Consider the following 26,055-nt stretch of genomic DNA (forward strand, 5'->3'; position numbering starts at 1 on the left):
AGCGATATCTGTAAATTCAGATATCGCTCATAAATCTCCACCAACACTATTTGACAAAGACCCATAAATCTTCTGGGGTCGTGTTTTCCAATGACCGCAAGTGACGCATCGTCCGCACATACGAGCTGATCAGTACGAGCAATGATCCTGCCCAGGCCAATGGATTAGCCATACTAGCACCCGCAAAACCAAACATGCCCACGAGCACTAACCCAGCAAAGGTCCGCATTAATAATTCCATCACACCGGCCAGCGTCGGGACCAAACTTTGTCCCAATCCCTGCAACGTGTAGCGCACGACGTAAAGAATTGAAAGCAACCAATACAAACTACTGTTGAAGTGAAAATAAGTTTGTGCCGTACTCGTCACGATCGGTTGCCCGCTACCAATAAAAGTATTGACCAATGGCCGTCCAAAGATAATAATTAACGCCCCAGTCACCACCGAAAATAATACCGACACACCTAAAGTTTGCCGGACACCAGTTCTGATCCGACCAAATTCGCGCGCCCCTAAATTTTGTGCGGCAAAAGTAGCCATCGTGATCCCAAACGACATCGCCGGCATCGTTGCCAAACTATCGATTCGCCCGGCCGCTGTATAAGCTGCGACTGCGTTTGAACCCAAGGTATTTAACATCAATTGTAAGATGACCGAGCCGATCGCGATGATCGAAGATTGGAAACCCATCGGCAATCCCATGCGTAAATGTTCTTTCACATCGGCACCCGTGAGCTTGAAATCTTCCTTGGAAACTTGCAGAAGTGGAAACGATCGATAGATGAAAACCAAACACATGACTGCAGAAATGAATTGGGCCAGCAACGTTGCAAACGAAGCACCCGCGATTCCCCACTTAAAGACAACGATAAAGAGTAATTCCAAACCGATGTTGATCACACAGGCAAAAATTAAAAAGTACAGTGGCGTGCGACTATTGCCCATGGCGCGAATCATATTAGCAAACAAATTATAAGCCACAATCGCGAAAATACCACCAAATTGAATACTTAAAAACGTGTACGAATTCGCAATAATATCACTAGGCGTTTGCATCAATCGCAGAATTTCCCCACAAAAAGTTAACCCGATCACGGATAAAATCAACGAAAGCGCCAAACTAATGACGATACTGGTGGCAAAACTCCGCTTGACCCCGCGCAAATCGCCGGCACCGTATCGCCGGGCGGCAATGATGGCGAATCCATTCGTCGCCCCCTGCGCGATTCCGATAATCAAGAACGACAGACTACCCGTGGCCCCCACCGCAGCCAGTGCCTTCACACCGATCGTGCGCCCGACAATGATCGTGTCAGAAAGTGTATAGACCTGCTGGAAAATATTACCGATCAATAATGGAATCGTAAAAAATATAATTTGGACAATTGGTTTGCCCTTCGTTAAATCACGCAATGGAATCCTCCAAATTTGGCAATCATCAAGCTACTAAAACGGCCACTTTTTCACCAAACATCCCTAAAATCATTAATTTAAAAATCAATCTTAAAATATTGTAGCATGTTCAGGAATAAATTAAAGGTTATTCGCCTAGATATTCTAGAAAATAAATCGTTTTCTTTGAGAAAAAATACGGAGATTGATATGATGAACTTGAATTCAAAATGGAGGTTTTGCGAATGACAAAAGAATATGATTATCCACAAACCAAGATACAATTGAACCAACTGGTGGCTGACATCAGTCAACTGACTGTTAATATCCACCAAACTCACTGGTATATGCGCGGTCGCGAATTTTTCCGCCTACATCCTTTAATGGACGAGTATATGGATCAATTGAACGACCAACTCGACGAAATTGCTGAACGCTTGATTGCAATCGGTGGCGCCCCATTTTCAACAACTCACGAATTTATCGACCACACTGGTTTACCAGAAGAACCCGGCAAATTCGGCAAATATTCTTTAACCGACTATATGCAACGTTTGACTGATCAATTCAAATATTTACGTGACCAATATGAAAAAGGCATGGAAATTTCTGACAGCGAGAAAGATTGGCCAACGCAAGACATGCTCAACGGTTTTAAAGCAGCAATCGATAAAAACATTTGGACGTTAAATGCATTCTTAGATCAAGACGCTCAAGCTTAGGTTTAGAAGCTCAAATTTTTATGAAATACTAAAGCAAGCCTGAAATCTAGTTAATAGATTTCAGGCTTGCTTTTTGCGGAAACGTGCTCATAGCCATTGAAAGTTGCAGTTAACTTGAGCCAGACTGAAATCCACAAACCGGATTTTAGTCTGGCTCGAAGTTAATCCTCGCTTTCAACCCATGGCTATTCACACTCTAGTTAAAACGTGTTACACAACACTGAAATCTGACGTCTAAGAAGCTAAAACAAGAAATTAAAGTACCAATTTTTTGTTTTAGCTATCTTAGTCGTAGATTTCACCCGTGTTGTTTCGCACTCTAATTGAAACGTGCTCTGTGCAACTGAAATTTCCGGTTAACGAACTCATTCATAAATCCAAAAACGGATTTTTGAATGAGTCGCGTTAATCCTCAATTTCAACCGTTGCCCATCGCACTCTAGTTAAAATAATTCAATCCAATTGCGTTTCTGACTTCTTGCAGGGTTTGCTCTGCAACTTCATTGGCTTTAATGCTACCTTGTTTTAACATTTCGTAAACTGCGGGAATATCTTTGGCGAATTCTTCACGGCGGGCGCGGATCGGACCGAATTCATTTTCTAGAACTTCATTGAGATATCGTTTAATTTTGACGTCACCTAAGCCACCTGCTTGATATTCGGCTTTCAATTCGGCAACATGTGCTTGATCAGGGTCGAAAATATCGAGATACGTAAAAACCATGTTGCCTTCAACTTTACCGGGATCTGAAACGTGAATGTGTCCAGGATCGGTATACATCGACATGACTTTCTGGCGTAACTCATCTGCACTGTCTGACAAATAAATGGCATTGTTCAGTGACTTGCTCATCTTGGCATTGCCGTCCAAGCCAGGCAAGCGTCCCTGACCCTTGGGTGGAAAATAGCCCTGAGGTTCAACCAAAACATCTGTGTTATAAGTCGTATTAAAAGTGCGGACAATTTCGCGCGCTTGCTCCATCATTGGCTCCTGATCATCGCCAACTGGGACGGTATCGGCTTTAAAGGCGGTGATATCGGCAGTTTCACTGACAGGATAAACTAAAAAGCCAGCAGGAATCGATTGACCAAACGCTTTTTGTTGGATCTCACTTTTAACGGTCGGATTACGTTCGAGCCGCGAAACAGTGACTAAATCTAGAAAATACATGGTTAATTCATTCAACGCAGGAATTTGTGACTGCACTAAAATCGTCGACTTGGCAGGATCGATCCCCACCGCCAGATAATCCAGCGCAACTTCGATCAAACTGTTACGAATTTTTTCTGGATTGCGCGCATTATCGGTCATCGCCTGAACATCAGCAATCATAATAAACGTGTTGTAATCGCCGGAATTCTGTAAAGCCACGCGATTTTTCAACGAGCCTAAATAATGTCCAATGTGTAATTTACCAGTTGGCCGATCCGCCGTTAAAATAGTTTTCTTTGCCATATCTATTCCTCCATAATTAAAATTAACTAAGTTTCTAAGCAAGCAAAACTCAATGATACAAAGTAACCAGGATCTTAAGCACATAGAACTAATGATACAAACCAAATGAGCCGTTAATTCCAGTTCTCACCGAAAAAAATAACAAGATACAAAAAGTCCTATTGTGAATAATCACAATAGGACGAAGTTTTTTCCGCGGTACCACCTAAGTTGCGTTTACACGCCAACTCGAACGACTTAAGGCGTCGTGTTCCGTCAGGACTTGCGCCACTGACTACATTAGGATCCATTCAGATAAATTATGGTGTCGTGTTTGCAGCTAGCCACGACTCTCTGTGAAGACAATTTATCGTACTTATTCCTAGACCTCATCGGCATTTATTAACGTCATCATAGATAATTATTAGGAAAAAGTCAAGTTGGCGAAAAGTAGATTGTGTGGTTCCGGCGAAATTTGTGGTGGGAACTGGGAAACTGCTGTGGGGACGGCTCCAAGCTTTTCGGTTTGTACTAAAAAGATTCAATCTCCGATTGGGTGGATTTTGTGTGGTTCCGGCGAAATTTGTGGTGAGAACTGGGAAACTGCTGTGGGGACGGCTCCAAGCTTTTGGAAGAGCGCCAAAAGTTTTCCGCCTGAAATGTGAGCTCCGGAAAACCGCCGGATCTCATATTTCCCCTTTCTGTAAACTTGCCAACCCCGCTCGTTAACAGAAATACCACTGCAGTCCCAGTTCCCACCACAAATTTCGCCTCGTCTATTCAGAAGAGCTCGATATATTTAACGTCGCGTGTTTAATTTAGCTTTCTAAATGTTTAATGCGCAAAACGGAAATTACCAATTTAGACACACGACAAATTTTAAAATAGGCGCAATCTTTCGCTCGAAACACTAGGTTATCAGCTTTTTTAGCCTAATCGGCGCCTATTTTAAAATTGGTCGTGTGTTATTTTGCGCAGATTTGAAATTCATCACAATTTTTATTTTGTTATTTGGATTAAAGGCTACCTTGAGAATCAACTTCCAGGAACCCTGTTATTCAAGTCCTACGCTAAACTAAATCAAGTTTAGGTCGAAAGTAGATAATATTTTGAGCCCTGCAAATAAATTTCATAATTTTCTCAGACAATACATAAATTATTCGCTATAATCAAAGTACGAGGTGAACCACATGAAAATTGCCATTGTCGAAGACAATCACCAAACCCAACAACAGATCATCACTCTACTAACTGCGATCGATTCAGCGAGCCAGCCGATCAACGCCACTTGTTTCAATAGTGGTGAAGCTTTTCTGTTCGAATTTTCTGAAACACAAAATTTCGACCTGATCTTGTTGGACATTCAACTCGGCGGCCAAGATGGCATGACAGTCGCCCGAAAAATCAGGAAATCTGATCCACAAGTCGCACTCGCTTTTCTCAGCAATTATGACGATTACGTTTTCGACGGCTACGATGTGGGCGCGCTTGGCTATATCATGAAGCCTTTGACCGCCGACAAATTAACCGCACTCCTACAAAAAGTCGAGCTGCAAACTCAAGTCGCTTATTTCCTCGCCGAAATTGATAATGAGTCCATCAAAATACCTTTGTTCGACATCATTTATTTTGAAGTGCAGAATCATCAGATCAATATCCACACACAAACAAAAACTTATCAGATCAATGCGCAATTAAAAGAAATTCAGCCGCAACTGACCGCCGATTTCATTCAAATTTATCGGTCGCTGATCGTCAATCTGAGTTTTATTAGTCAACTGACGAATAACGCACTCACCTTAAATGACGGTACCACACTGCCGGTTTCGCGCCAGCAACATACGCCAGTCAAGCAAGCTTTTCTTGCTCATTATCGAGGTCTTGCACATGATGATCTATTCTAAATTAACTTTCACACTGATTCTTGCGCTCTGGTTTATCCACCATTACTGGCCACTGACCGTCAAAAAAGCCGTCGTCGAATTCAGCGTGGTTTTAATTGGAGTAGCTGCGACTTACAATCCAATTGCGCTGACCATTTATTTTCTCGGACTCGCTATTTTTTATGTCATCCGAATCTTTCGAGCAAAAAATAAATTACCAGATATTATCATCACAATCAGTTGGTTAATTTTAGCCGGACTCGTCAGCTTGTTATCCTTTTCTTGGCTGTCGTGGGTATTGCTCCTATTCACGCTGAGCCTCAACTTTTATGAGTTGCGCACACAACAACACTACTTGCCGCTCAACATCATGACATTAATCTTCGATGTGCTGATCTTAACGCTATTTTTGGTTGTCTCTCCCACGTTGCAATTTATTTTTGTCGTGTTGGCTGGATTGATGACGTTGATCACCACCAGTCTGATCCACTACCTTTTTCAAGAGACCGATATGGTTTTCGCACGCTCCTTGGACAAAATGATGACCAACTACACGCAAGAAGTGCAGTCGTTGTATGAAGGCATGCGCGGTTGGCGCCATGATTATCACGATCACTTGCAAACTTTAAAGGCCTATTTAGACCAGCAACAAGTCAAAGAAGCACGCCATTATTTGGATGACCTGGAAGATAAGCTCGAAGAAGTCGACCCCGTCGTTCACTCCGGTAATCCTGTACTTGACGCAGTCGTCAATAGTAAGCTAACGCTGGCGGAGAAATTAAACATCCCCACCAATGTAAAAGTCTTCGTGGGAACGCAGCCATTGATCGATGACGTCGATTTAGTCGTGATCATTGGTAACTTGATGGACAATGCCATAGAAGCCATTAGCGAGCAAGCTACGGGTGAAAAAAAGCTCTTGCGCGTGTACATCTCTATTCTCAAACAACAACTTTATATTTCCATCACCAATAGCCGACCCGACACGCAGATAATCGATCCAGAATATGCCTCCACCAAGAACGACAAACGCGGGCTCGGCATCCGCCGCATCAATCACCTCGTCGCCAATTATTCGGGCATGATCAACCGCCAATATCAACCCGGTGTTTTTGTCACGGAAATTATGTTGCCGTTAGCTGCCATTCACGCTGAAAAATAAACCATTGGCGTCAAAAACGACTCGTTGAAGTCGTTTTTTTGTAAGATGATGATATTAAGGAGGTCATGAACATGGCTGAACAGAAAGAAACACGCAAACATTATTCATTTGCGGATAACTGGCATTTCTATTGGGGAATTGTTTTCAAAACCAAACCCGGTTTAATTGCGGCGATCATTGGTATCGCAATTTCAGAAACACTATTGAATGTGGGGACAATCGTTTTACCGACGCTTGTGGTACAACTTCTCACTCAAAAATCATCGCTGCCCTATTTCGCGACAGTGATCATCAGCATTGTTGTCGGAATTACGGTCACAACTGTCCTTCATGGCTTAGTCGACATTTATGGTACCGATCGAAGTACAGCACCACGTATGCGGATGGCAAATTATCTGAATTCGAAAATTATGGCGATCGATTATCAATTATTAGAAAATCCGGACACACAACAATTATTTGATGCGGCAACTCGTAACGGTACGGGCTGGACGTTAGCCGGTGGACAAGCCTTCTATTTCGGGGTTGAAGGTCTGACCCGTGATATTTTAACTTTACTCGTCTTGTTGATCACCATTTCATTTTTTACCCCTTTAATTTTCGTGTTGCTGGTCTTCTCTGGCTTGATCAGCTACTTGATGTTACAGCGTTATCGTCGTTGGTATGCGGCTAATCACCACACCCGTGATGAACTGCAACGTAAGCAGAAATATTTAAGTCAAAACGCCTACGCGATTGAGAACGGCAAAGATGTTCGCCTTTATCAAATGTCTGCGTGGTATCATCAGCACTTCGAAGAAAATCGGCAACAATTAAACCATTGGCAACAAAAACAATCGACCACACAATTGGTCAGCGATTTGATCAGTGATTTTGCTACTTTAGTGCGTGACGGCTTTGCCTATCTTTACTTGGCCTTTCAAATCATTGCTAAGAATATTACTGCCACTCAACTCACTTTATTTTTCACGACGATGAGTCAATTTTCACAGTTGGTCTCACAATTTATCGAGGATCTCAACACCCTGCAGAAGGCCAGCGTTGATTTGCAGGAAGTACGCCAATTCCTGGACTTGCCGCAATCGGACACAACCAGTCAATTGACCACGGCACAACGCAATCAGCTTAAACAACAACCGATGACAATTCAATTCGATCAGGTCACTTATTGTTATCCAAAAGCGACAACCGCAACAATTAAAAATTTGTCCTTCAAAATTGATGCCGGTCAAAAATTAGCCCTCGTTGGTGCCAACGGTGCTGGAAAAACAACGATTACGCAGTTAATGATGGGATTGCTTAAACCAACAAGCGGCCGTGTCCTGATCAATCAAGTTGAAACGAGCGCCTTAACAACAGAAGAACAATTCGCATTATTTGCCCCTGTCTTTCAGGATTCAATTATCATGGCACTCACGTTGGCTCAAAATATCAGTATGTCGATCGAACCCGATGAAAAACGGATTTGGCAAATTTTGAAAGAAGTTGGCTTGGTTGAACTCGTCGAAAAACTTCCCCAAAAATTATCAGCACCCATGACGCGCTATATTGATTCTGACGGAATCGAATTTTCTGGCGGTCAAATTCAAAAATTAATGTTGGCGCGAGCACTTTATAAAAACGCACCCATCTTAATCCTCGACGAACCAACCGCCGCACTTGATCCGATTGCTGAGAACGAAATGTACCGACAATATGCTGCCATGACTTTCGCAAAAACTTCCCTCTTCATTTCACATCGACTCTCTTCGACGCGCTTCTGCGATAATATTCTTTACCTGGATCACGGTGAATTACACGAATCTGGTACACATGAAGAATTGATGGCATTACACGGCGAATATGCCCACGTTTACGAAGTACAAAGTAAATATTATCAAACTCAGGATCCAGAACAGGAGGTTGCAAAATGAAATCAACCGAAAAAAATATTGGTCAACAATTCTGGCAATTACTTAAGTTGACTCAAAAAATGGAACCTAAAATTTTGATCTATCATTTCCTAGCCGCCTTTGCCCAATTGCTTTCGCCTTATCTTGACTTCCTCTTCTTGGGACTTTTCCTAAATCAACTCGCACATTCTTCTGATCAAATCTTCTCTCTGTTAATTTTATATTTGGTAGTTCGCGCAGTCGCAATGATCGGTTTTCGTTATTTTTCAAAGTTAGCCACAGATTCTCGCACTCGTCTACACTATCGATTCGACAGTGCTGCAGCGGAAAAAATGCTCAAGATTCGCTTTGCCGATCTAAACGATCCGAAAATCCGGCAAGCGTACCAAACCGCAATTGATGGCGAGACTTTCACTGGCGGCATCGATACTTTCTTCAATACTGGTATCACTCAAATGTTCTCGTTTATTATCTCCTTGATTTTTGCACTCTCGACCATCATCGTGCTCGTTTCGCAACATACTAATCAAACAACTGCTTTAGCAAATTTCAGTAATTCAATTTGGTTTTATTTACTAATTTTAGTCTTATTGATTGCTCCGGGGTTAACTGCTTGGCATTCCGTTAAACGTAGTAACCAAATTCAGCAAGACATGATTACTAAAGTTGCGGGTAACAATCGTAAATTTGGTTACTTCGCTCGTTTCTTCGATCAATATCAACACGGCCGTTTGACCCGGTTATATCATTTACAACCTCTGTTGATGAAGATCGCCGATTTTAATTTGTATGATACACAGGACACCTTTTATCATAGTCAACTAAAAATGTATCGTCATTCAGCTATCCCAGAAATACTGGCCAACCTTTTCATGGGCGGATTATATTTACTGGTTGGCATCAAAGTCATTGTCGGTGCCATCGCACTAAGTTATGTAGTCACCGCGGTTGGTTACCTGCATCAATTTTTGTCGGCAACTAGCGATTTGGTCCGCGAAATTGGTTACTACATCAACATGATCCACTATCTCCAATACTACGTCGATTTTCTCAACATGCCGGATGATCAGACTGCTGGTACTTTGCCGGTCGAGAAACGCGACGACAACGATTTCGAGCTCCAGTTTCAAGATGTGTCCTTTAAATATCCCGATTCCGATGTTTGGGTCTTGCGCCACGTCAACTTGACGCTCAATGTCGGTGAACGTTTGGCCATCGTTGGTAAAAACGGTTCCGGTAAAACTACCCTGATCAAGTTACTGACACGTTTATTCACCCCGACAGAAGGCGTGATCACTTTAAACGGTATCGATATTCAAAAGTATGATTTAACAGAATATCGCAGTTTACTCGGTGTCGTTTTCCAAGACTTTAAATTATTCGCCTATTCATTGGCCGAAAATATCAGCGCCAATCAAGAATTCGATGAATCACGCGTTTGGCAGAGCCTAGATATTGCCGACGTGAAAAAGCGCGTCTACGAAATGCCTGCGAAAATCAACACTCCCCTCACTCACAACCTGGATGCGAACGGGATTGAAATTTCTGGCGGTGAAGCTCAAAAAATGGCCATCGCCCGCGCTTGGTATAAAGACGCACCGATCATTATTTTAGACGAACCAACGGCAGCATTGGATCCAATTTCCGAATATGAAATTTATCAACGTTTCGATGAACTGATCGGCAATAAAACCGCCATTTATATTTCTCACCGAATGAGTTCGACCCAGTTTTCTCAACGGATTATTGTGATGGATCAAGGTCAGCTGATCCAAGATGGCACCCACCAGGCTTTGATGCAGCAAGATGGTCTTTACCGCGAGCTCTTCAATGCCCAGGCCCAGTATTATACCGAAGATAAAATTACTGCTGAGCGCAAAACGGCCGATGATACCTTCGCCATTTCCTAAAATGCTTTAGAAACTTTTAAGAGTTCGTGTCAGTAGTCGCATTCCGGTGCCGGTTAAGGTATGCTCATAAATAGTGAAACCATACAAAAGCATCGGTGGGGATTGAGAATATGAAAAGTCCAGCATCATTATTTGGGAACTTGGTACGCTACGTCATTTTCATCGCTTTAGTTTTAGTCACCACATGGCTGAAAGACATGACGTTTGACCAAGGGAAAATTTCCGGCATCTTTCTAGTTTTATGTTTAGCTGCCACTGCGTTAAGCCTACTATTTTTCATTCGGCAATTTAATTTAGAACAACGTTATTTCTCGAGCGGATCAAATTCGCGACCCGAAGTTTTAAGTAATGCCTTCGGATTCTTATTCTTACTCGTCTTGATCGTTGGCGGCTTAAATCTAGTTGTCGGTTGGTTGCAAGTTTCTGGGTCAATTCCCCAATTCGCCAATACCGCCAATAAGTTCGACATCAACGATATGGGCTTCTGGTTAAATATTTTGATTGTCGGGATCGCCTTACCGGTTTTACAACAATTTGTTGCGACTGGATTTTTCTTTAATTATCTTTTCCGGCGCTCGACAATTGCCAATACAATTTTGGGCATGTTATTCAGTGGCGCGATCTTCGCGGCCCTACAATTTCAAACCTCGTTCATGCCGATTTTCCTGCAATTCTCACTGGGGTGTCTATTCTCACTCAGCTACCTTTACACGCGACGTTTGGAAGTACCAATTTGCTTAAACATTTTCAGTGCGATATTAATGATTGTCCTTGCTTAGATGATATGAAAAAGTAACCCACCAAATTTGGTGGGTTATTTTTAATTGTGCTGAACTATTTTGTCTACCTGCGGCAAGAATGCTCCAGAAAACAGCGACTGCTTCTGTGGGGACGCTGTTTTCTTCCGCGTTCTGCCAAATCGTTTTGAAATTGCTAGTTAAAATTTGATCCGCACTTTTTTATCTCATTTGAATCAATCGTTCACGCCTAGGCGCCCCGTTATTCAGAGTGACTACTAAACTAATTCAAGTTGAGGCAGTCGCTGGGTCGGTGGCAGTTACAGGCCACAGTGACAATGGTGTTAACGAACGGTCTTCGTGAGTTTACAGCATGGGCAATTCTGAGACCCGTTTTGTGGGGCTCAGAATTAAGTCGGAAGATTTTTCCCGCACTTGGAAAAACCTGCAGACGGCCCCACAGTGAGCCTGTAACTGCCACCGACCCAGCGACTGCCGGAACCAAATCGAATTGTTCCTAGCAAACTTGATTGCCAATTTGATAGAGCTCACCAGGCAAGTCGGTAATAATTTTCGTCGGCGTGCCTAGCGACAACAAAATCAATTCGTGCATCGCGCGTGAAGCAATCGTATACAAAATTTGGTGATCCCCTGCCTGACCAAACGAGTCCTGCGACACATTGTAGCCAATAACGGCGTCGAATTCTAACCCCTTGGCCAAATAAATCGGCATGATCATCACGCCATGATGCAACCGCCGTTTATTTTCGGTCATCAAGGTAACTTCGGCATCGATTTGCAAGGTGGCAAAAATCTGTTCGGCTTCCGCTTGCGTCTTAGTTAAAATCGCGATCATGCCATATTCATCGATCAATCGCGTGCAGGCTTGACTTAATTCACGATTCAGATCAAGCAAGCGCGGACAAACGATCAATTCCGGTTTGGGACCGGGTCGATTGAAGGCGATAATTTGGTCATGCTCAGGCAACAAAGCACCCGCAAAATCCGTGATCTGAATCGTGGATCGATAACTATTATTCAGCTCATGCAATTTGATTTTTTTCTGAGGGAATAATTCTTGTACCGTCTCAATAATCGACTTCGGCTGATAATTGGCCGCAAAAAGGTCCTGGGCATAATCGCCGAGCAACGTCATCTTCGCCAGTGGAAAAGCGTGCTGCATATAAAAGAGTTGCGCTGCAGAATAATCCTGCATTTCATCGACAAACAAGTATTGGATCCGCCGATTTTGACCGCCGCCTGTTAATCGATCGCGCAAATATAGATAAGGCGCGACGTCGCTCAATTGAATCTGATGGCGTTCAAAATGCGACCGGACACTTTCAGTGCGTGATCGCCAGGCTGCAGCACTGATCTGCGCTGGTTGCAATTGATCTAGCAAGTCTAAATATTGTTGTTCCAAATCGAGAAAATAATTATTATAAATGGCTTCGTAAATCGGATAAAGTTTTTGGCGGGCAACTTGCTTGGCTAAATAAACTTGTTCTGCATTGGCCGAACTGAATTGGTGTTCCAAGACCAGATCCTGATAATCCGATTCGGACAACAGATCCAATTGTTCTTGTGCCCAATCGGAATCGGCTAGCTCGCGAACTTTTCGCTGCAACAGACGAATCAATTTATTCTTCGTTTGCAGAATTTTCTCCGCCAAATTCGCATGTGGGTTAACGCGTTGATAAATCTCACGCACTTGTTGCTGCGAGATCACAACTTCCCCGTCCAAAACCAAATCATTGAAATACAAATCTGGTTGCGCGATTCGCAGTTTTTCATCAATGGCGGTCATCATAGCGGTACTTTCTAAATAACGACGCATTTGCTTCGTAGTTTCCGGCAGCGAGACCTGATCGCGTTCAAATCGGGTGAAACGGTCCTCTACGTTCAGACCACTCAATCGTTGCACGAAAAATTCGTTCAGCGTCACCTGTCGCATATTTTTCTCGCCAAGACTGGGTAAGACATGCGAAATATAATTACTGAATAAATGATTCGGTGAGAACATAATGATCTGATCAGAATCAAGTTGCGTGCGACTGTGATACAACAAATAAGCGACACGCTGTAAAATCGCCGACGTTTTGCCAGAACCCGCGGCTCCTTGCACGACTAAAATATCCGCATCCGTATTGCGAATGATATCGTTTTGCTCTCGCTGGATCGTCGCCACAATATTTTGCATGTACAAGCTGGCCTCGTCGCCTAAAACTTGTTGCAAAATTTCATCGCCGATGGTTTCGCTGGTGTCGAACATATTGATGATTTGATCTTGCTGAATATTAAATTGGCGCTTACCGCGTAAATCAGCCTGCTGCGGGCCCATCGGCGTCTGATAACCAACTTTCCCTAACGTCCCGTTATAATAAATCCCGGCAATGGGCGAGCGCCAATCATAAATCAGAAATTCGTCTTCATCCACGATCAACGACGCCGTGCCAATATAGAGCGTGTCCTGTCCACCATCTTCAATATCGATCCGTCCAAAATAAGGCGAGTCTTGCAAACGTTGCAGTCGATTCGCTTTGTTCATCAAAATGGCCTGGTTTTCCACCGACAACGCAACTAATTGTTTCTGCTGTTGGACAGAAGCGTTGGTTTCCATTTGGTCATCGATTTCCATGGTGTTGATCTTGGCGGTGTCGCCATAATTTTGTTCGATCAAATGTGTTTCGTGTTCTGCATTCGCTAATTTATCAGCAGTTTCTTGTTGCTGCTTGGCAATTTCTTGGGCAATTTGTTTCACACGTTCCTGTTCAAATTGCCGATCTGTTGGTGCAAACATTTCTGGACTCCCCTCATGCCAAACTCAATTGGTTCCAAACGTAAATCGTGTTATTTTTCAAACAGTGGTAAATATTGGCTGTAACCTTCTGCTGCCAATTCGGCGACGGGAATGAATTTCAGTGCCGCAGAATTAATGCAATACCGTAAGCCACCCGCTTCAGTAGGACCGTCGGTAAAAACGTGTCCCAAATGAGAATCAGCATTCTGACTTCGGACTTCGGTGCGCGCCATGCCAAAAGATTGGTCGAGGTGCTGTTTGATCTGTTTCTGATCGATCGGGTGTGTGAATGACGGCCAGCCACAACCCGCGTCATATTTATCAGTCGAGCTAAACAAAGGCTTGCCATCGACCACATCGACATAAATACCCGGCTCGTCGAAATCATCATATTTCCCTGTAAATGGTCGTTCAGTGGCAGCTGATTGGGTGACGTTATAAGCCTCTTCACCGATGCGCTTTTTTAATTCGTCTTTATTTTCAGTCATTATTTTTCACCCTTCTTTTTAAAATTCACACGCAAAATTTAAGCATTATTTTTTTGGTTGTTTATCTATATTGAGCCGAACACACCCACACGTCAAGTTTTTCGAACTACTGATCAGCTTTCATCATCAATTTTGACCGTGCGCATCATATCAATGTTACTTTTGACGGGCATGTGCTATAGTAGAATTAATTAAGCGCTTCATGGAGATGAATTCATGCGTAAACTTTTATGGATCATAATGCCCGTTGCGATGGTTTTCTTCTTATCGGCCGCCTTCGTCACACGAGCGATCACGAAACTCGCCAATTATCCCGATTGAACTTATTTTAAGATGAAAAAAGTGTTTCTTTTTGACGTCGAACTTCTTTTATGAAGTCGCGACTGACAAGAAACACTTTTTTTATTTGTCTGGATTTTGCATCAGGTGCTGGTGTTTCAACTTGGGGAAAATAACCACGTCGGCTAAACCGATGATATAACCTTGGAAAATTAACGAAAAAGCCGTTCCTAAATTGATCGCGTAGAGTTGATGGGTCAGCAAAAATGTAATCATGATCGCAATCATCGGTGGTATAAACGAACTGATCTGCGCTTTCCACGCATTTCCGTGCAGCCACTTGAAACGAACTAACTGCATCATTTCATCTGTGGGATGCAAAACAATGTTCAAACGTTGATAGATTGAGATTGCAATACCGATCAGGCCAATCCCCACGAAATCGAGCAGCACACGTGCCACCAAGGGTAAATCCACGACTGGGGTTTGCATGAAGAAGCTACTGAACCACCCCACTAAATAACTGAAGGGTAAGGCAAAGATGATATTTCCCAGAATCGCGCGGAAACTAACCCGACCGCGCAAACCGATGTTAACCAGAATCGCGAACAGCGCAATCAACATCATAATGGCATTCAGTGGCAAATGGCTCGCGTGCGAAATATTGACCGCTGAAGCCGTCCACAGTGCGCTACCTAGATTGAGCGCAACCGTTAACCCATTACCGATCCCATTAAGCACAATTGAAATAACGAAGTAGAAAATTTGCTGACGAACCGTCAACCGAGTTGTCATAATGATCCCCCAAGAAAAAGTTTAGTAACCAATAACTCGATTGTATCATAACCTCGCTGATAAAAAGCACGTCAAAAAAATTAACGCGTTTTAGAACTGCAATTTAAAAATCTTCCAGACAAAAATAACCGGCCTCTCTTTCGAGAGACCGGTTATTTTGTCGGTTCTACACTTTCTGGTGTTGCCATTCTACCCAGATTGGACGCAGACGTGAAATGAGTGACATTTTCGTTTTTGACACAGTTAACCAAATAATTCAACTAATCGCTATCAACCGCCATTAGCAAACGTGGCTACTAAAGTTGAATCTCCATCGCAATAATTCTTTTCTACATAATTGGAAGTTAATGTTGCGTAATATCACGTAATCTACTTTACTGCAGTTAACAAGTCTTGCTACTCTTATTCATGGTTCTTTCCCGGCAACGAGATGAAATTACAATCATTCTCCCGATAACAAAAGCAAGCTGCTTAAATTTTTAGAAAATCTGAATCAGTTCTGCCATTTGTTTCGCGATCCTGAGGCCCTGATCAAATTCTGCGTCCGTGCCGATCATATTAAACGCCAGCGTTAATCGATCCGCAAAAGTACCGACGGCAATTTGAAAATTCGGCATGCGTCTGAACCCACCCGTGATCGTCAGGCTTTCGATCGGCACCTCGCCAAAATTCAGATCGGCTGCATTTAATACACCGAAATTTGTATACGCAATCGAGCGCATATGATAATTGGCTTGAATTGTTTGTTGAAGCATTGCGAGTGGTGCGTGCTGATATTGATCGAGTAAACCTTGGATCGAGTCGAAACACTGGTGGTTCTTTTTGTTTTGCGCCATCTCAGCGTGGACTTTTTGTACGATGGTCGCAAATGAATCCGTAGCAGCCACCGCCACGTCGAAATTATACCGTGATGTTAAATTAGCGATTTGATAACCGCCAACTGGCGTCGGATTCAACGGCCGCATATCGGTGGGGCAAGCCAAGGCGATGCGCTCGACGCCGGCTAACTGCTGAATGACGCGGCCAAAAGCGGTCATCACCACGTCATTGACGGTCACATGCTGCTCGCGCGCCGAACTCAATAAATTGGTGGTCTCCTTCTTAGTCAGCGTTAGTGATCCCACCCGATATTTCTGTGGCTCGGTGCTTTTTATTGGTGGCAACATCAAGGGTTGTGCAGGATGGTCAACTGGTCGCTGACTCGCCGAATGCGCGGCGACTAATTTGATCAACCAATCGATTTCCTGATGATTGACGACGCCTGTTAAGGCAGGTTGATCTTGGCGGTAGGCGCGCGCAATCAACGCCAATAATTGCTTACTGCCGGCGCCATCGGCCAGAATATGACTGATGTAAAAAATAAGTCGCGTCTTCTGTTCGACTGTTTGCCAATAAATTCGCAATTGTGGTTCGGTCATCAGATCCCACGTGGCCGCATCCGTATCGGGTTCCGCGACGTCGATCCGAATTAAATCGGTGGCGTTTTCGGTGACGGGAATAAAAGCATTGCGTTGAATTTCGTAACGGCAGAAGATCTCCGGAATAATCTTGCTGACTTTCTGCACGGCATTTGCCAATCGATTTAGCGTTAGCGATTTAGCGAAATCGATTTGGCAGCGAACGACCGGATAAACGGTGTCCAACCCAACCGTGTGGATGATATCTAAAGGCTCACCTTGATAAGTTTTCTGCATAATGCGCTCCTTATGACTCATGTAAATTCAGAAAATTTGACGTTTGATTTCAGTTTAACACTTGTGAGCGTTTTAAAGACCACTAACACGCAATTCAGTTGCATAAAATTGAAGCGTGTTTCTTTGAAAACTGGCGTGTAAACTCGCAATTCGCCTTGAAATGATTTACATAAAAGTGCTATGCTAAAGGACGTTTATACAGATTATGGGGATGAAAACGATGAGTATTTTTCTAAATAGTCTGTCTGGTGTGCTGACAATTCTCGTGATGATCGTCGTCGGCTATGTCCTGACCAAGATCGGTTGGTTCACCGAGTCGATCAGCCGACTGATCGCCAAACTCGTCACGCAACTGGCGCTGCCACTCTATATGATGACCACGATCATGACCCGCTTCTCGAAAAAAGAACTGATTGCCTTACTGCCGGACTTACGTTTCCCAGTTATTTCAATGCTGATTTTGTTCGCCCTATCCTTTCCAGTGGTGAAATTATTACATATCGATCCGCGCAAAAGTGGCCTCTTCAAATCCATGTTCTTCAATTCCAACACGATTTTCGTCGGCCTACCCGTAAACATGGCGTTGTTCGGACAAGACAGCCTCCCTTATGTCCTCGTTTATTACATGGCCAACACGTTTTTCTTCTGGACGTTAGGCGTCTACTTGATCAAACTGGACGGACGCGTGAAAGAGCCTTTCAATTTAGTTGCGACTTTAAAGAAAGTTTTTTCACCGCCTCTACTCGGTTTCATGATCGGCGTTGTTTTCGTCCTATTGAATATCAAACTGCCCGGATTTATTTTGTCGGATGCGCAATACATCGGCAACTTAACGATTCCGCTGTCGATGTTCTTCATCGGCATTCAATTGGCGTTAGTGGGTCTTTCCCGTTTGACGATCAATAAAGATAGCCTAGGAATTCTCGCCGGCCGTTTCATCGCCGCACCGCTGGTGATGGCCATATTAGTTAGTCTGAGTCCACTGCCGATTTTGCTGAAACAAGTTTTCATCATCCAGGCAGCCATGCCAGTCATGACCAACGCGCCGGTCGTTGCAAAATTGTACGGTGCAGACGCCGACTACGCGGCGATCATGGTTACGGAGAGCACGCTGATCAGCATGATCGTGATCCCGATTTTGATGGTGCTGATTCAGAATGTGCATTGAAAAACTGAACACCTTTTGAAAGCAAAATCAGTTCATGAAGGCTTTGCTTGCGTGAGGTTGGATTTAGTGTGGTTCCGTCAGAACGCTCCAGAAAATAGTTGCGCCTCGCTGTGGGGATGACTTCAAGCCTTTTGAAAAGCACAAAAGTCTTGAAGATCACCCTTGTTCTAGCGGGACTTGGGTTTTGTGGGTAACTGCATTGTTAGTCAACTTATCTGAGAACATTTAGGAAATTATTTGGTCCCGCAAGAACAATTTCACTGCGAGTCGCAACTTTTTCTTCCGCGTTCTGACTCATCTCGGCAGTTTTATAGTGGTCGTTCCAGTCAACGTCTAGTCCTGTGCGACTGATTTATACCGCAACTGTTTTTTGTAGAAGACGAAAGGCGGACTTGATCATCGTTCCGACTTTTTAGAAAAACTATTTAAAGTACAGGCAACAATGTTAATCAAATTTGAGGAACCCTGTTATTCAGATCCTTCACTAAACGAAATAAGTTTAGGCAGAAGTTGCGGAAGAAAATAGTGGGATTGCAGTGGTATTTCTGTTAATGAGCGTACTTTGCGAATTTACAGAAAGGGGAAATGTGAGATCCGGCGATTTTCCGGAGCTCACATTTTAGGCGGAAGAATTTCCGTACTTTGGAAATCCTGCAGCCGTCCCCACAGCAACCTCCCACTATTTTCTGGAGCAACTTCTGCCGAAGGTAGATTCATCCCCCATCATGTTATTTTTCTCAACCAAAATCATGCACCAAGCAACTGAAAATCCAGTTAACTTAGCGCACTCTAAAAAATGAAAGGTGTTTATTTTGCGAAAAACTTTTTTGTTAATTCTACTCTCAACATTCCTCTTCAGCTCCATGGAAATCATGCTCAAACTCGCGGGCAGCTCCTTCAACGCGATCCAATTGAATTTCCTCCGATTTTTGATCGGTGGCATTTTCCTACTACCACTTGCCATCCACTCGATCATCAAAAAGAAATTAAAAATCGACCGCCGCGCCATCGGCAGTTTTGCGCTCACAGGTTTGATTTGCGTCCTGATCAGCATGACCCTATTCCAATTAGCGGTTATGTACGGCAAGGCCTCGATCGCCGCCGTTGTCTTCAGCTCTAACCCTGTTTTCGCGCTATTATTTTCTTATCTAATTCTGCATGAAACTTTATCACGGCCAAACCTGATCTCCGTAGTCATTTCTGTCTTAGGTTTACTGATCATCATGAACCCATTCCATCTGACTAATCCGTTGGGCATGATTCTCGCCTTACTTTCTGCCGTTACGTTTGGTTTCTATAGTATTATTTCGCGCAAAGTTTCGCAGACCGAGCATTTCGACGGGGTCACCATTACCAGCTTCACGTTTATTTTTGGGAGTTTGGAATTGGCCGTATTGATGGCGTTGAGTCATTTACCAATGGTTGCAGAAGTTTTAAATCAAAATCCCCTCACGGCTAATTTTGCGATGATCCCCTATTTTGCCGGGATCAATTTGAACACGATCGCTATGATCCTTTATTTGGGAATCGGCGTGACTGGGATCGGCTTTGCCACTTACTTCATTGCTATGGAGCGTTCCGATGTGGCGACTGCTTCGTTGGTTTTCTTCATCAAGCCTGTCTTGGCACCGATCATGGCGCTGATCATCTTGCATGAAGCCATTCTGTTGAACACTTGGATCGGTATCGGCGTGATCGTGGTCGGCTCTGTCGTCAGCTTCGTCGGTCAACGTGCGGTTACCGCTGAAAATACGATGGTCCACGAAGATTATCTGGAAACGATCGAAGACGAAGGCGAGCGCGCCGATCAAGCGATTGCTACCGAAGTCGCCGATGTTAAAAGTGAACTCGACCGAAAAGAAGCGGCCGTTAAAAACAAGTCCCTTTCTAAAAGTATCAACGAAATAGACGACTAATTTAAAAGAATAGGGTCCAAATCGGTCACATCTGACCGATTTGGACCCTATTCTTTTTTAGATTTTATTGAACAACTTGTAATAATTGTGGTAGTGCGTCAATTTCATACGTTGGTTGAATCGCCTTGGCAACTTGATGCTGCGGATTGAACCAAACTGTTTGGATACCGGCGTTAATGCCACCCTGAATATCGGACGTGAGCGAGTCGCCAATGATCAACGCTTGCTCGGGTTCGAAGTGATCGATGGCAACCTCGACTTTTTCGAAGAATTGAATTGCCGGTTTTTGAAAACCGAGCGCTTCTGAAACGAAGATATCGTTGAAATAAGGTGCCAATCCACTGGCGGTCAAGCGTAACTGCTGGGTTTTAGCAACGCCGTTAGAAACAATATACAGTTCAAATTTCTGGGCTGCTTGCAATTGGCTCAACAATTCTTGTGCGTAAGGAATTTTCTCGTGACCTTGATTCAAGCCTGCTCGGAACAGTTGCTCGGCTTGCGCGCTGATCGTTTCATCGGCCAGACTAAATTCTCGGAATAATTGCGGAAAACGATTGGCGAAAATGGTCTCGCGATCTATTTCCTTACGTTCGAATTGTTGCCACAAACCTTGGTTGATGAGTTCGTAACGCTGCTTGATCGTTGGCGTCATTGTGAGTTGTAATTGATCGAACATCAATTGCAGCGCAGAATCTTCGGCCGCATGGAAATCTAACAAAGTATCATCAACGTCGAATAACAAATATTTATACATCAGCAAAGCTCCTAAATTTAATTATGTTAGAAAAAGGTCTTAATTTTTAACATCCGTTTCTGCTAAGGCACTCGCTTCCGGCGTTTGATACTTGTCTTCAAGCTGGCTCATCCAGAAACTTAACGCGGCACCGGCGATAAATAAGGCGATCGACGCCAGAATTTGCAGAAAAGTAAAGTGAGCGCCGAACGGAATGATCATCACGGTCGAAGAAAAAACGACACCGAGAATGAAATGGAACATGCCTGCATAAGCACGCTGGAAAATATAGTCGGCAATTTTCGACAAGAGTAGCACCGAAACGACGCCACCGATCACGATAGGCAAAATCACGCTGAGATCCATCGTCTTGATGCCGTCAGCCATGTCTTTGTACATGCCCATGTACACCAAAAAGTTGGAGGGACTCAAGCCGGGAATGATCATCCCTAAGCCCATTAAAAAGCCGGCCAATAACCAAGTCCCGAAGTTCTGAGGAACGCCATCGCCAAAAAGTTGCTCGCCATAAATCAGAAACGCCAAACTGATTACAAAAGTGAAGCTTAAAATCAAATAGTGTTTCGTTTGCCGCCCTTTTTTACCCGCCTGACGCCACAAAACCGGCACCGTTCCGACGATCGCACCGACGAAGAACCACAGAATCTGATTTTCATACTGACCCAGCGCGAAACTGACTAGAAACGAGAAAACGAAAACGCCGGCGACACCACCCAAGCCAAGCGGGATGAAATAAATGACATTTTTCTTGAAATCTTTGGTGATATGAGCCAGAAAAGCGATGATCTTTTCATAAACGCCGAACACCGCGGCCAACGCGCCACCACTGACGCCGGGCAAAATGAAACCAGACCCAATAAAAATTCCTTTAATAAACCGTAAAATCCAATCTGCCATCTCGCATCCTCATTCTTTTATTTAGTTAAAATTATATCATGACTATTCGTGCAACCGCTCCGTCTTTCGACTGAATTGGTTGCGTGCGCCGATTCAAATCCTAATCAACAATTTGCGCGCCTAGCGAATTTTTGAAATGGCGCAACGCCCACTCGTGACCCTGCGCATCAAAACTCGCAACGGCCTTTTCATGGATCACGATTTCGTAACCCAAATTATACGCGTCCACCGCCGTGTGCAGCACACAAATATCCGTGCACACACCCACCAAATGCAACTCGGTAATGCGACGCTCGCGCAAACGAACATCTAAATCCGTACCACAAAACGCAGAATAGTGCCGTTTATCCAGCCAATAAATTTCGGCTTGGTGCGCCTGATAATAATCGTTTAAAGATCCGTAAAGTTCGCGACCTGGCGTATTTGCCAGATTATGCGGCGGAAATAATTTATTTTCAGGATGAAAGTCATCGTGCAAATCATGCCGATCAACCGCCATCACCACGAAATCCTGCTGCTTAACGAAATCTGCAGCCACCGAAACCAATTGATCTTCAATCAACTGCCCAGGCTCGCCAGTCGTCAGTGCGCCATCCGTCGCCACAAAATCGTTGGTATAGTCAATTACCACTAATCCACGCATCAAGTTTCACTCCTCAAATTAGTTGTGAGCGCCACGTTTTGAAATTGAGTATTAACGACACTAAGCACTTTGATTCGCTTTTAAATCAAATGCTTAGTGTCGTTAAACGGAAATTTCAGTGGCAGCGAACACGATTATATGTTGTGAGTCGCCACGCTTTGAAATCGAGTATTAACAGCACTAAGCACTTGATTCGCTTTTAAATCAAATGCTTAGTGCCGTTAAACGGAAATTTCAGTGGCCAGTCAAATTAAACCTATTATCGCAAGTCTACCGCGAATTGACAAGCGAGAAAGTAAACGGTGGCGAAATAAATCGTTCAACAGAAAATCGTTTGGTTTTTCAAACTCATTTTCACCCGTGTCCGTGTCACTTTTGTCGACCTTCTCAGCACTGGAATCAAAGAGGCTATGTTAAAATAAGAATTGAATTGCAACTTTTGGAGGTTAATTAATTATGATCAAAAATGTAGTCTTCGATATCGACGGCACGCTCATCGACACCGAAAAAGCTTATATGAACGCGCTACTCAAGGTGCTCAATGAAAAACATCAACTGAATTTCACCTACGAACAAGTCGTGGCAATCTACGGCATCACCGCCGTTGACGGCCTCAAAGCACTAGGCATTTCCGACGAGGAGATCCCCACCGTTTTAAGCGAATGGTACGCGGCTTTTCCAGAATTTTCATCGCTCGTGGGCATTTTCCCCGGCATCACCAACACGCTGAAAACTTTGCCACAATACAACGTTGAGCTAGGCATCGTCACGTCAAAAACCGCCGACGAATTTGAAAACGTCTTTCGTCCGCTTGGTTTATTGCCTTATTTCAAAAACGTGGTCACGTCATCCGATACGACAAAACACAAGCCAAATCCAGAACCGATTTTGAAAATGATCGAGGTTTCGCAGATCCCCGCCGAAGAAACTTTGTATATTGGCGATACGAAATTTGATCTCGATGCGGCCAAAGGCGCTGACGCCAAATTTGGGCTTGCGGTTTGGGGCGCGCATGATCATGGTCAGTTCCAGGAAATGGATTATTATTTGTCGCGGCCAGCAGAGATTATTGACTTGGTGCGGTAAAAATAGTTTTGAAGGCTTTGGTTGCTTGTCGTAGGAATTGATTTGGTTCCGTCAGAACGCTCCAGAAAATAGTTGTGCCTCGCTGTGTGGATTGCATTTAAAATCGCTGACTGATTCTTGAAGGCTTTGTTTGCGTGAGGTGGGATTTAGTTTGCTTCCGTCAGAACGCTCCAGAAAAATGTTGCGCCTCGCTGTGGGGATGACTTCAAGCCTTTTGAAGCCCACAAAAGTCTTGAAGATCACCCTTGTTCTAGCGGGACTATGGTTTTGTGGATAGCTTGAATTATTGGTCAACTTATCCGAGACTATTTAGGAAATTATTTGGTTCCGCAAGAACAATTTCACTGCGAGTCGCAACTTTTTCTTCCGCGTTCTGACTCATCTCGGCAGCTTTATAGTGGTTACTCCAGTCAACGTCTCGTTCTGTGCGACTGACTTGTACCGCAACACTTTTCTTTAGAGGACGAAAGGCGAACTATTCAGAGCCAGACAACAATGTAAATCGAGTTTGCGGAACCCTGTTATTTGGCTCCTTCACTAACCAAAATAGGTTTAGGCAGAAGTTACGGAAGAAAATAGTGGGATTGCAGTGGTATTTCTGTTAACGAACGGTCTTTGTGAGTTTACAGAAAGGGAAAATGTGAGATCCGGCGGTTTTCCGGAGCTCATATTTTAGGCGGAAGAATTTCCGGTCTTTGGAAATCCTGCAGCCGTCCCCACAGCAACCTCCCACTATTTTCTGGAGCAACTTCTGCCGCAGGGAGATCAACATTTTTAATCACCTTTATTAAACCAGAATAAAAAGCTCTCGCAAAAACTCCGCAACGGACATATGGGGCCGGCCTTCTAGAAAAAACTATTCCAAGCAAAGGCAACAATGTCCATCAAGCTCGAGGAACCTTGTTATTCAGATCCTAGCCTAACCAAAATACGTTTAGGCAGAAGCTGCGGAAGAAAATAGTGGGATTGCAGTGGTAATTTTGTTAATGAGCGGTCTTTGCGAATTTACAAAATGGGAAAATGTGAGATCCGGTGTTTTTCCGGAGCTCACATTTTAGGCGGAAGAATTTCCGTACTTTGGAAATCCTGCAGCCGTCCCCACAGCAACTTCTGCCGCAGGTAGACCAGAATTTTTAGCCACGCATTATTAGCCCATTTTGAATATCGCACAACCGAATTTAGACAACCTGCCTAAATTTACTTTTTCTATTCTGAAAGCGTTGACAGTACCACCCAGACCAACTATGCTAAAGTCAGACTACTAAAGGAGTAAACCCATTCATGTCAAAAAGAGAAGTATTTTCAGAATTTAATGGTGAAACAATTTATAAATTAACCCTCACGAACCAAAATAACATGAGCATTTCTTGCTTATCATTCGGCGCCAACTGGTACGAATTATTGGTCCCAACTAAAAATGGCAAGCAAAATTTACTACTCAATTTTCCTAAAGTTGAGGATTACGTCGAGACCAACCAGTATTTGAACATGTCGATCGGCCGCACTGCTGGGCGAATTGGCAAAGGCGAATTCACACTGGCCGGCAAAACTTATCACGTCGACGCCAACGAAGGCGAAAACACATTGCATGGCGGCCCTCACGGCTTCAACCAAATCAATTGGAATAGCCGCATCGAAGGCAACCAGATTATTTTTGATCACCAGATCAAGCAAGAAGATGACAGTTTTCCCGGCGATCTCGACGTGACGATCACTTACACACTGACCGACGATAATCAGGTCCTGATCGACTACAAAGCCACTAGCAACGTGCTCAGTTTATTCAATCCAACGAGCCACGCTTACTGGAATTTAAACGCCGATGACCGCAACGTCAACAATCTCAACTTGTACTTGCGCTCCGGCGAACATTTGGAACTCGACGATGAAAAAATTCCGACTGGAAAAGTCGTTGCTAACGCCAATACGCCCTACGATTTTCGCCATCTGAAACTGATCGGTTCTGCCATCGACGGTTTGCAAGGTATCCCTGAAAAAGGAATCGACGACGTTTATATTCTCGACGATCACGACGATTCTTTGCCAGATGCCATTTTAGAAAACAACAAACAAAATATTAGCGTCGAAATTTACACAGAACGCAATGCCATCGTTTTATTCACCGCCAACAGCTTTGGCGCCGATCAACCTTACATTGGTCGAACGGGTCAGCCACAAGTCGGCGTCGCCCTCGAAGCGCAGACTGCACCAAATGCGGTGTTCGATTCACGGTTCGGCGATTTTTCGATTGAAAAAGGTCAGACGAAACATTATCAAACTAAATATCGGATCATGTTCTAAAAAGGATCACACACAAAAACGGGAGCCAGAATTAACCGGGTCTACACTTTCTGGTGTTGGTGAAAACTAATACCAGTTTTTATTTGCCAAAATAAATAGGACA

19 protein-coding genes are annotated in these 26,055 nt (G+C 43.8%); 10 read left to right on the plus strand and 9 right to left on the minus strand.

Annotated elements, in window-relative coordinates:
* Positions 1 to 46: 46 nt before the first annotated feature.
* Positions 47 to 1,414 carry an MATE family efflux transporter gene (locus tag EKM67_RS07975; protein WP_125578490.1) on the minus strand — a complete coding sequence of 456 codons (1,368 nt, stop codon included), beginning with the start codon at positions 1,412 to 1,414 and terminating at the stop codon, positions 47 to 49.
* 224 nt (positions 1,415 to 1,638) lie between these two features.
* On the opposite strand from EKM67_RS07975, the gene EKM67_RS07980 reads away from it, so the two are divergent.
* Positions 1,639 to 2,115: a Dps family protein gene (locus EKM67_RS07980; protein ID WP_125578491.1), complete on the plus strand. Its 477-nt coding sequence runs from the start codon at positions 1,639 to 1,641 to the stop codon at positions 2,113 to 2,115.
* A 439-nt stretch (positions 2,116 to 2,554) separates the two neighbouring features.
* Here EKM67_RS07980 and trpS read toward each other — a convergent pair whose 3' ends face one another.
* Positions 2,555 to 3,571 carry a tryptophan--tRNA ligase gene (gene trpS, locus EKM67_RS07985; protein WP_125578492.1) on the minus strand — a complete coding sequence of 339 codons (1,017 nt, stop codon included), beginning with the start codon at positions 3,569 to 3,571 and terminating at the stop codon, positions 2,555 to 2,557.
* 1,169 nt (positions 3,572 to 4,740) lie between these two features.
* Between trpS and EKM67_RS07990 the strand changes: the two genes are divergently transcribed.
* The 5 genes from EKM67_RS07990 (at position 4,741) to EKM67_RS08010 (ending at position 11,176) form a co-directional block, all read left to right on the plus strand.
* Positions 4,741 to 5,454 (plus strand): LytR/AlgR family response regulator transcription factor, encoded by a 714-nt coding sequence (locus tag EKM67_RS07990; protein WP_125578493.1) that lies wholly within the window; start codon positions 4,741 to 4,743, stop codon positions 5,452 to 5,454.
* A gap of 349 nt (positions 5,455 to 5,803) precedes the next feature.
* Complete coding sequence (locus EKM67_RS07995) at positions 5,804 to 6,595, plus strand: sensor histidine kinase (protein ID WP_225417350.1); 792 nt, start codon at positions 5,804 to 5,806, stop codon at positions 6,593 to 6,595.
* Positions 6,596 to 6,666: 71 nt separating this feature from the next.
* Positions 6,667 to 8,508 carry an ABC transporter ATP-binding protein gene (locus EKM67_RS08000; protein WP_164506613.1) on the plus strand — a complete coding sequence of 614 codons (1,842 nt, stop codon included), beginning with the start codon at positions 6,667 to 6,669 and terminating at the stop codon, positions 8,506 to 8,508.
* Complete coding sequence (locus EKM67_RS08005) at positions 8,505 to 10,397, plus strand: ABC transporter ATP-binding protein (protein WP_125578495.1); 1,893 nt, start codon at positions 8,505 to 8,507, stop codon at positions 10,395 to 10,397. The genes EKM67_RS08000 and EKM67_RS08005 overlap by 4 nt, the downstream gene beginning before the upstream one ends.
* A gap of 110 nt (positions 10,398 to 10,507) precedes the next feature.
* Positions 10,508 to 11,176, plus strand: coding sequence for a CPBP family glutamic-type intramembrane protease (locus EKM67_RS08010; RefSeq protein ID WP_125578496.1), 669 nt, complete (start codon positions 10,508 to 10,510; stop codon positions 11,174 to 11,176).
* A gap of 475 nt (positions 11,177 to 11,651) precedes the next feature.
* Here the strand turns inward: EKM67_RS08010 and helD are convergent, their stop codons facing one another.
* From helD to EKM67_RS08030, 4 genes are all read right to left on the minus strand, one after another.
* Complete coding sequence (helD, locus tag EKM67_RS08015; RefSeq protein ID WP_125578497.1) at positions 11,652 to 13,934, minus strand: RNA polymerase recycling motor HelD; 2,283 nt, start codon at positions 13,932 to 13,934, stop codon at positions 11,652 to 11,654.
* Positions 13,935 to 13,984: 50 nt separating this feature from the next.
* Complete coding sequence (gene msrB, locus EKM67_RS08020) at positions 13,985 to 14,422, minus strand: peptide-methionine (R)-S-oxide reductase MsrB (RefSeq protein ID WP_125578498.1); 438 nt, start codon at positions 14,420 to 14,422, stop codon at positions 13,985 to 13,987.
* Positions 14,423 to 14,824: 402 nt separating this feature from the next.
* Positions 14,825 to 15,496: a hypothetical protein gene (locus tag EKM67_RS08025; RefSeq protein WP_125578499.1), complete on the minus strand. Its 672-nt coding sequence runs from the start codon at positions 15,494 to 15,496 to the stop codon at positions 14,825 to 14,827.
* A 479-nt stretch (positions 15,497 to 15,975) separates the two neighbouring features.
* Positions 15,976 to 17,190, minus strand: a complete 1,215-nt coding sequence (locus EKM67_RS08030) for a phthiocerol/phthiodiolone dimycocerosyl transferase family protein (protein WP_164506614.1) — start codon at positions 17,188 to 17,190, stop codon at positions 15,976 to 15,978.
* 220 nt (positions 17,191 to 17,410) lie between these two features.
* Here EKM67_RS08030 and EKM67_RS08035 point away from each other — a divergent pair, with 220 nt between their 5' ends.
* Together EKM67_RS08035 and EKM67_RS08040 are read left to right on the plus strand one after the other, a co-directional pair.
* Positions 17,411 to 18,358 (plus strand): AEC family transporter, encoded by a 948-nt coding sequence (locus EKM67_RS08035; protein ID WP_125578501.1) that lies wholly within the window; start codon positions 17,411 to 17,413, stop codon positions 18,356 to 18,358.
* Between the two features lie 812 nt (positions 18,359 to 19,170).
* The gene (locus EKM67_RS08040) at positions 19,171 to 20,274 is read left to right on the plus strand and encodes a DMT family transporter (protein ID WP_125578502.1); all 1,104 of its coding nucleotides are present in this window, start codon (positions 19,171 to 19,173) and stop codon (positions 20,272 to 20,274) included.
* Between the two features lie 64 nt (positions 20,275 to 20,338).
* Here the strand turns inward: EKM67_RS08040 and EKM67_RS08045 are convergent, their stop codons facing one another.
* The 3 genes from EKM67_RS08045 to EKM67_RS08055 form a co-directional block, all read right to left on the minus strand.
* Positions 20,339 to 21,028, minus strand: coding sequence for a YjjG family noncanonical pyrimidine nucleotidase (locus EKM67_RS08045; protein ID WP_125578503.1), 690 nt, complete (start codon positions 21,026 to 21,028; stop codon positions 20,339 to 20,341).
* 39 nt (positions 21,029 to 21,067) lie between these two features.
* Complete coding sequence (locus EKM67_RS08050; protein WP_125578504.1) at positions 21,068 to 21,922, minus strand: DUF368 domain-containing protein; 855 nt, start codon at positions 21,920 to 21,922, stop codon at positions 21,068 to 21,070.
* A gap of 100 nt (positions 21,923 to 22,022) precedes the next feature.
* Positions 22,023 to 22,565 (minus strand): cysteine hydrolase family protein, encoded by a 543-nt coding sequence (locus EKM67_RS08055; protein WP_125578505.1) that lies wholly within the window; start codon positions 22,563 to 22,565, stop codon positions 22,023 to 22,025.
* Positions 22,566 to 23,021: 456 nt separating this feature from the next.
* Here EKM67_RS08055 and EKM67_RS08060 point away from each other — a divergent pair, with 456 nt between their 5' ends.
* Both EKM67_RS08060 and EKM67_RS08065 read left to right on the plus strand, forming a co-directional pair.
* Positions 23,022 to 23,651: an HAD family hydrolase gene (locus EKM67_RS08060; protein ID WP_125578506.1), complete on the plus strand. Its 630-nt coding sequence runs from the start codon at positions 23,022 to 23,024 to the stop codon at positions 23,649 to 23,651.
* 1,281 nt (positions 23,652 to 24,932) lie between these two features.
* On the plus strand, positions 24,933 to 25,952 hold the full coding sequence (locus EKM67_RS08065) for an aldose epimerase family protein (protein ID WP_125578507.1): 1,020 nt from the start codon (positions 24,933 to 24,935) through the stop codon (positions 25,950 to 25,952).
* Positions 25,953 to 26,055: the final 103 nt, after the last annotated feature.

The organism is Lapidilactobacillus mulanensis (assembly GCF_003946215.1).
GTDB classification, from domain to species: Bacteria; Bacillota; Bacilli; order Lactobacillales; family Lactobacillaceae; genus Lapidilactobacillus; species Lapidilactobacillus mulanensis.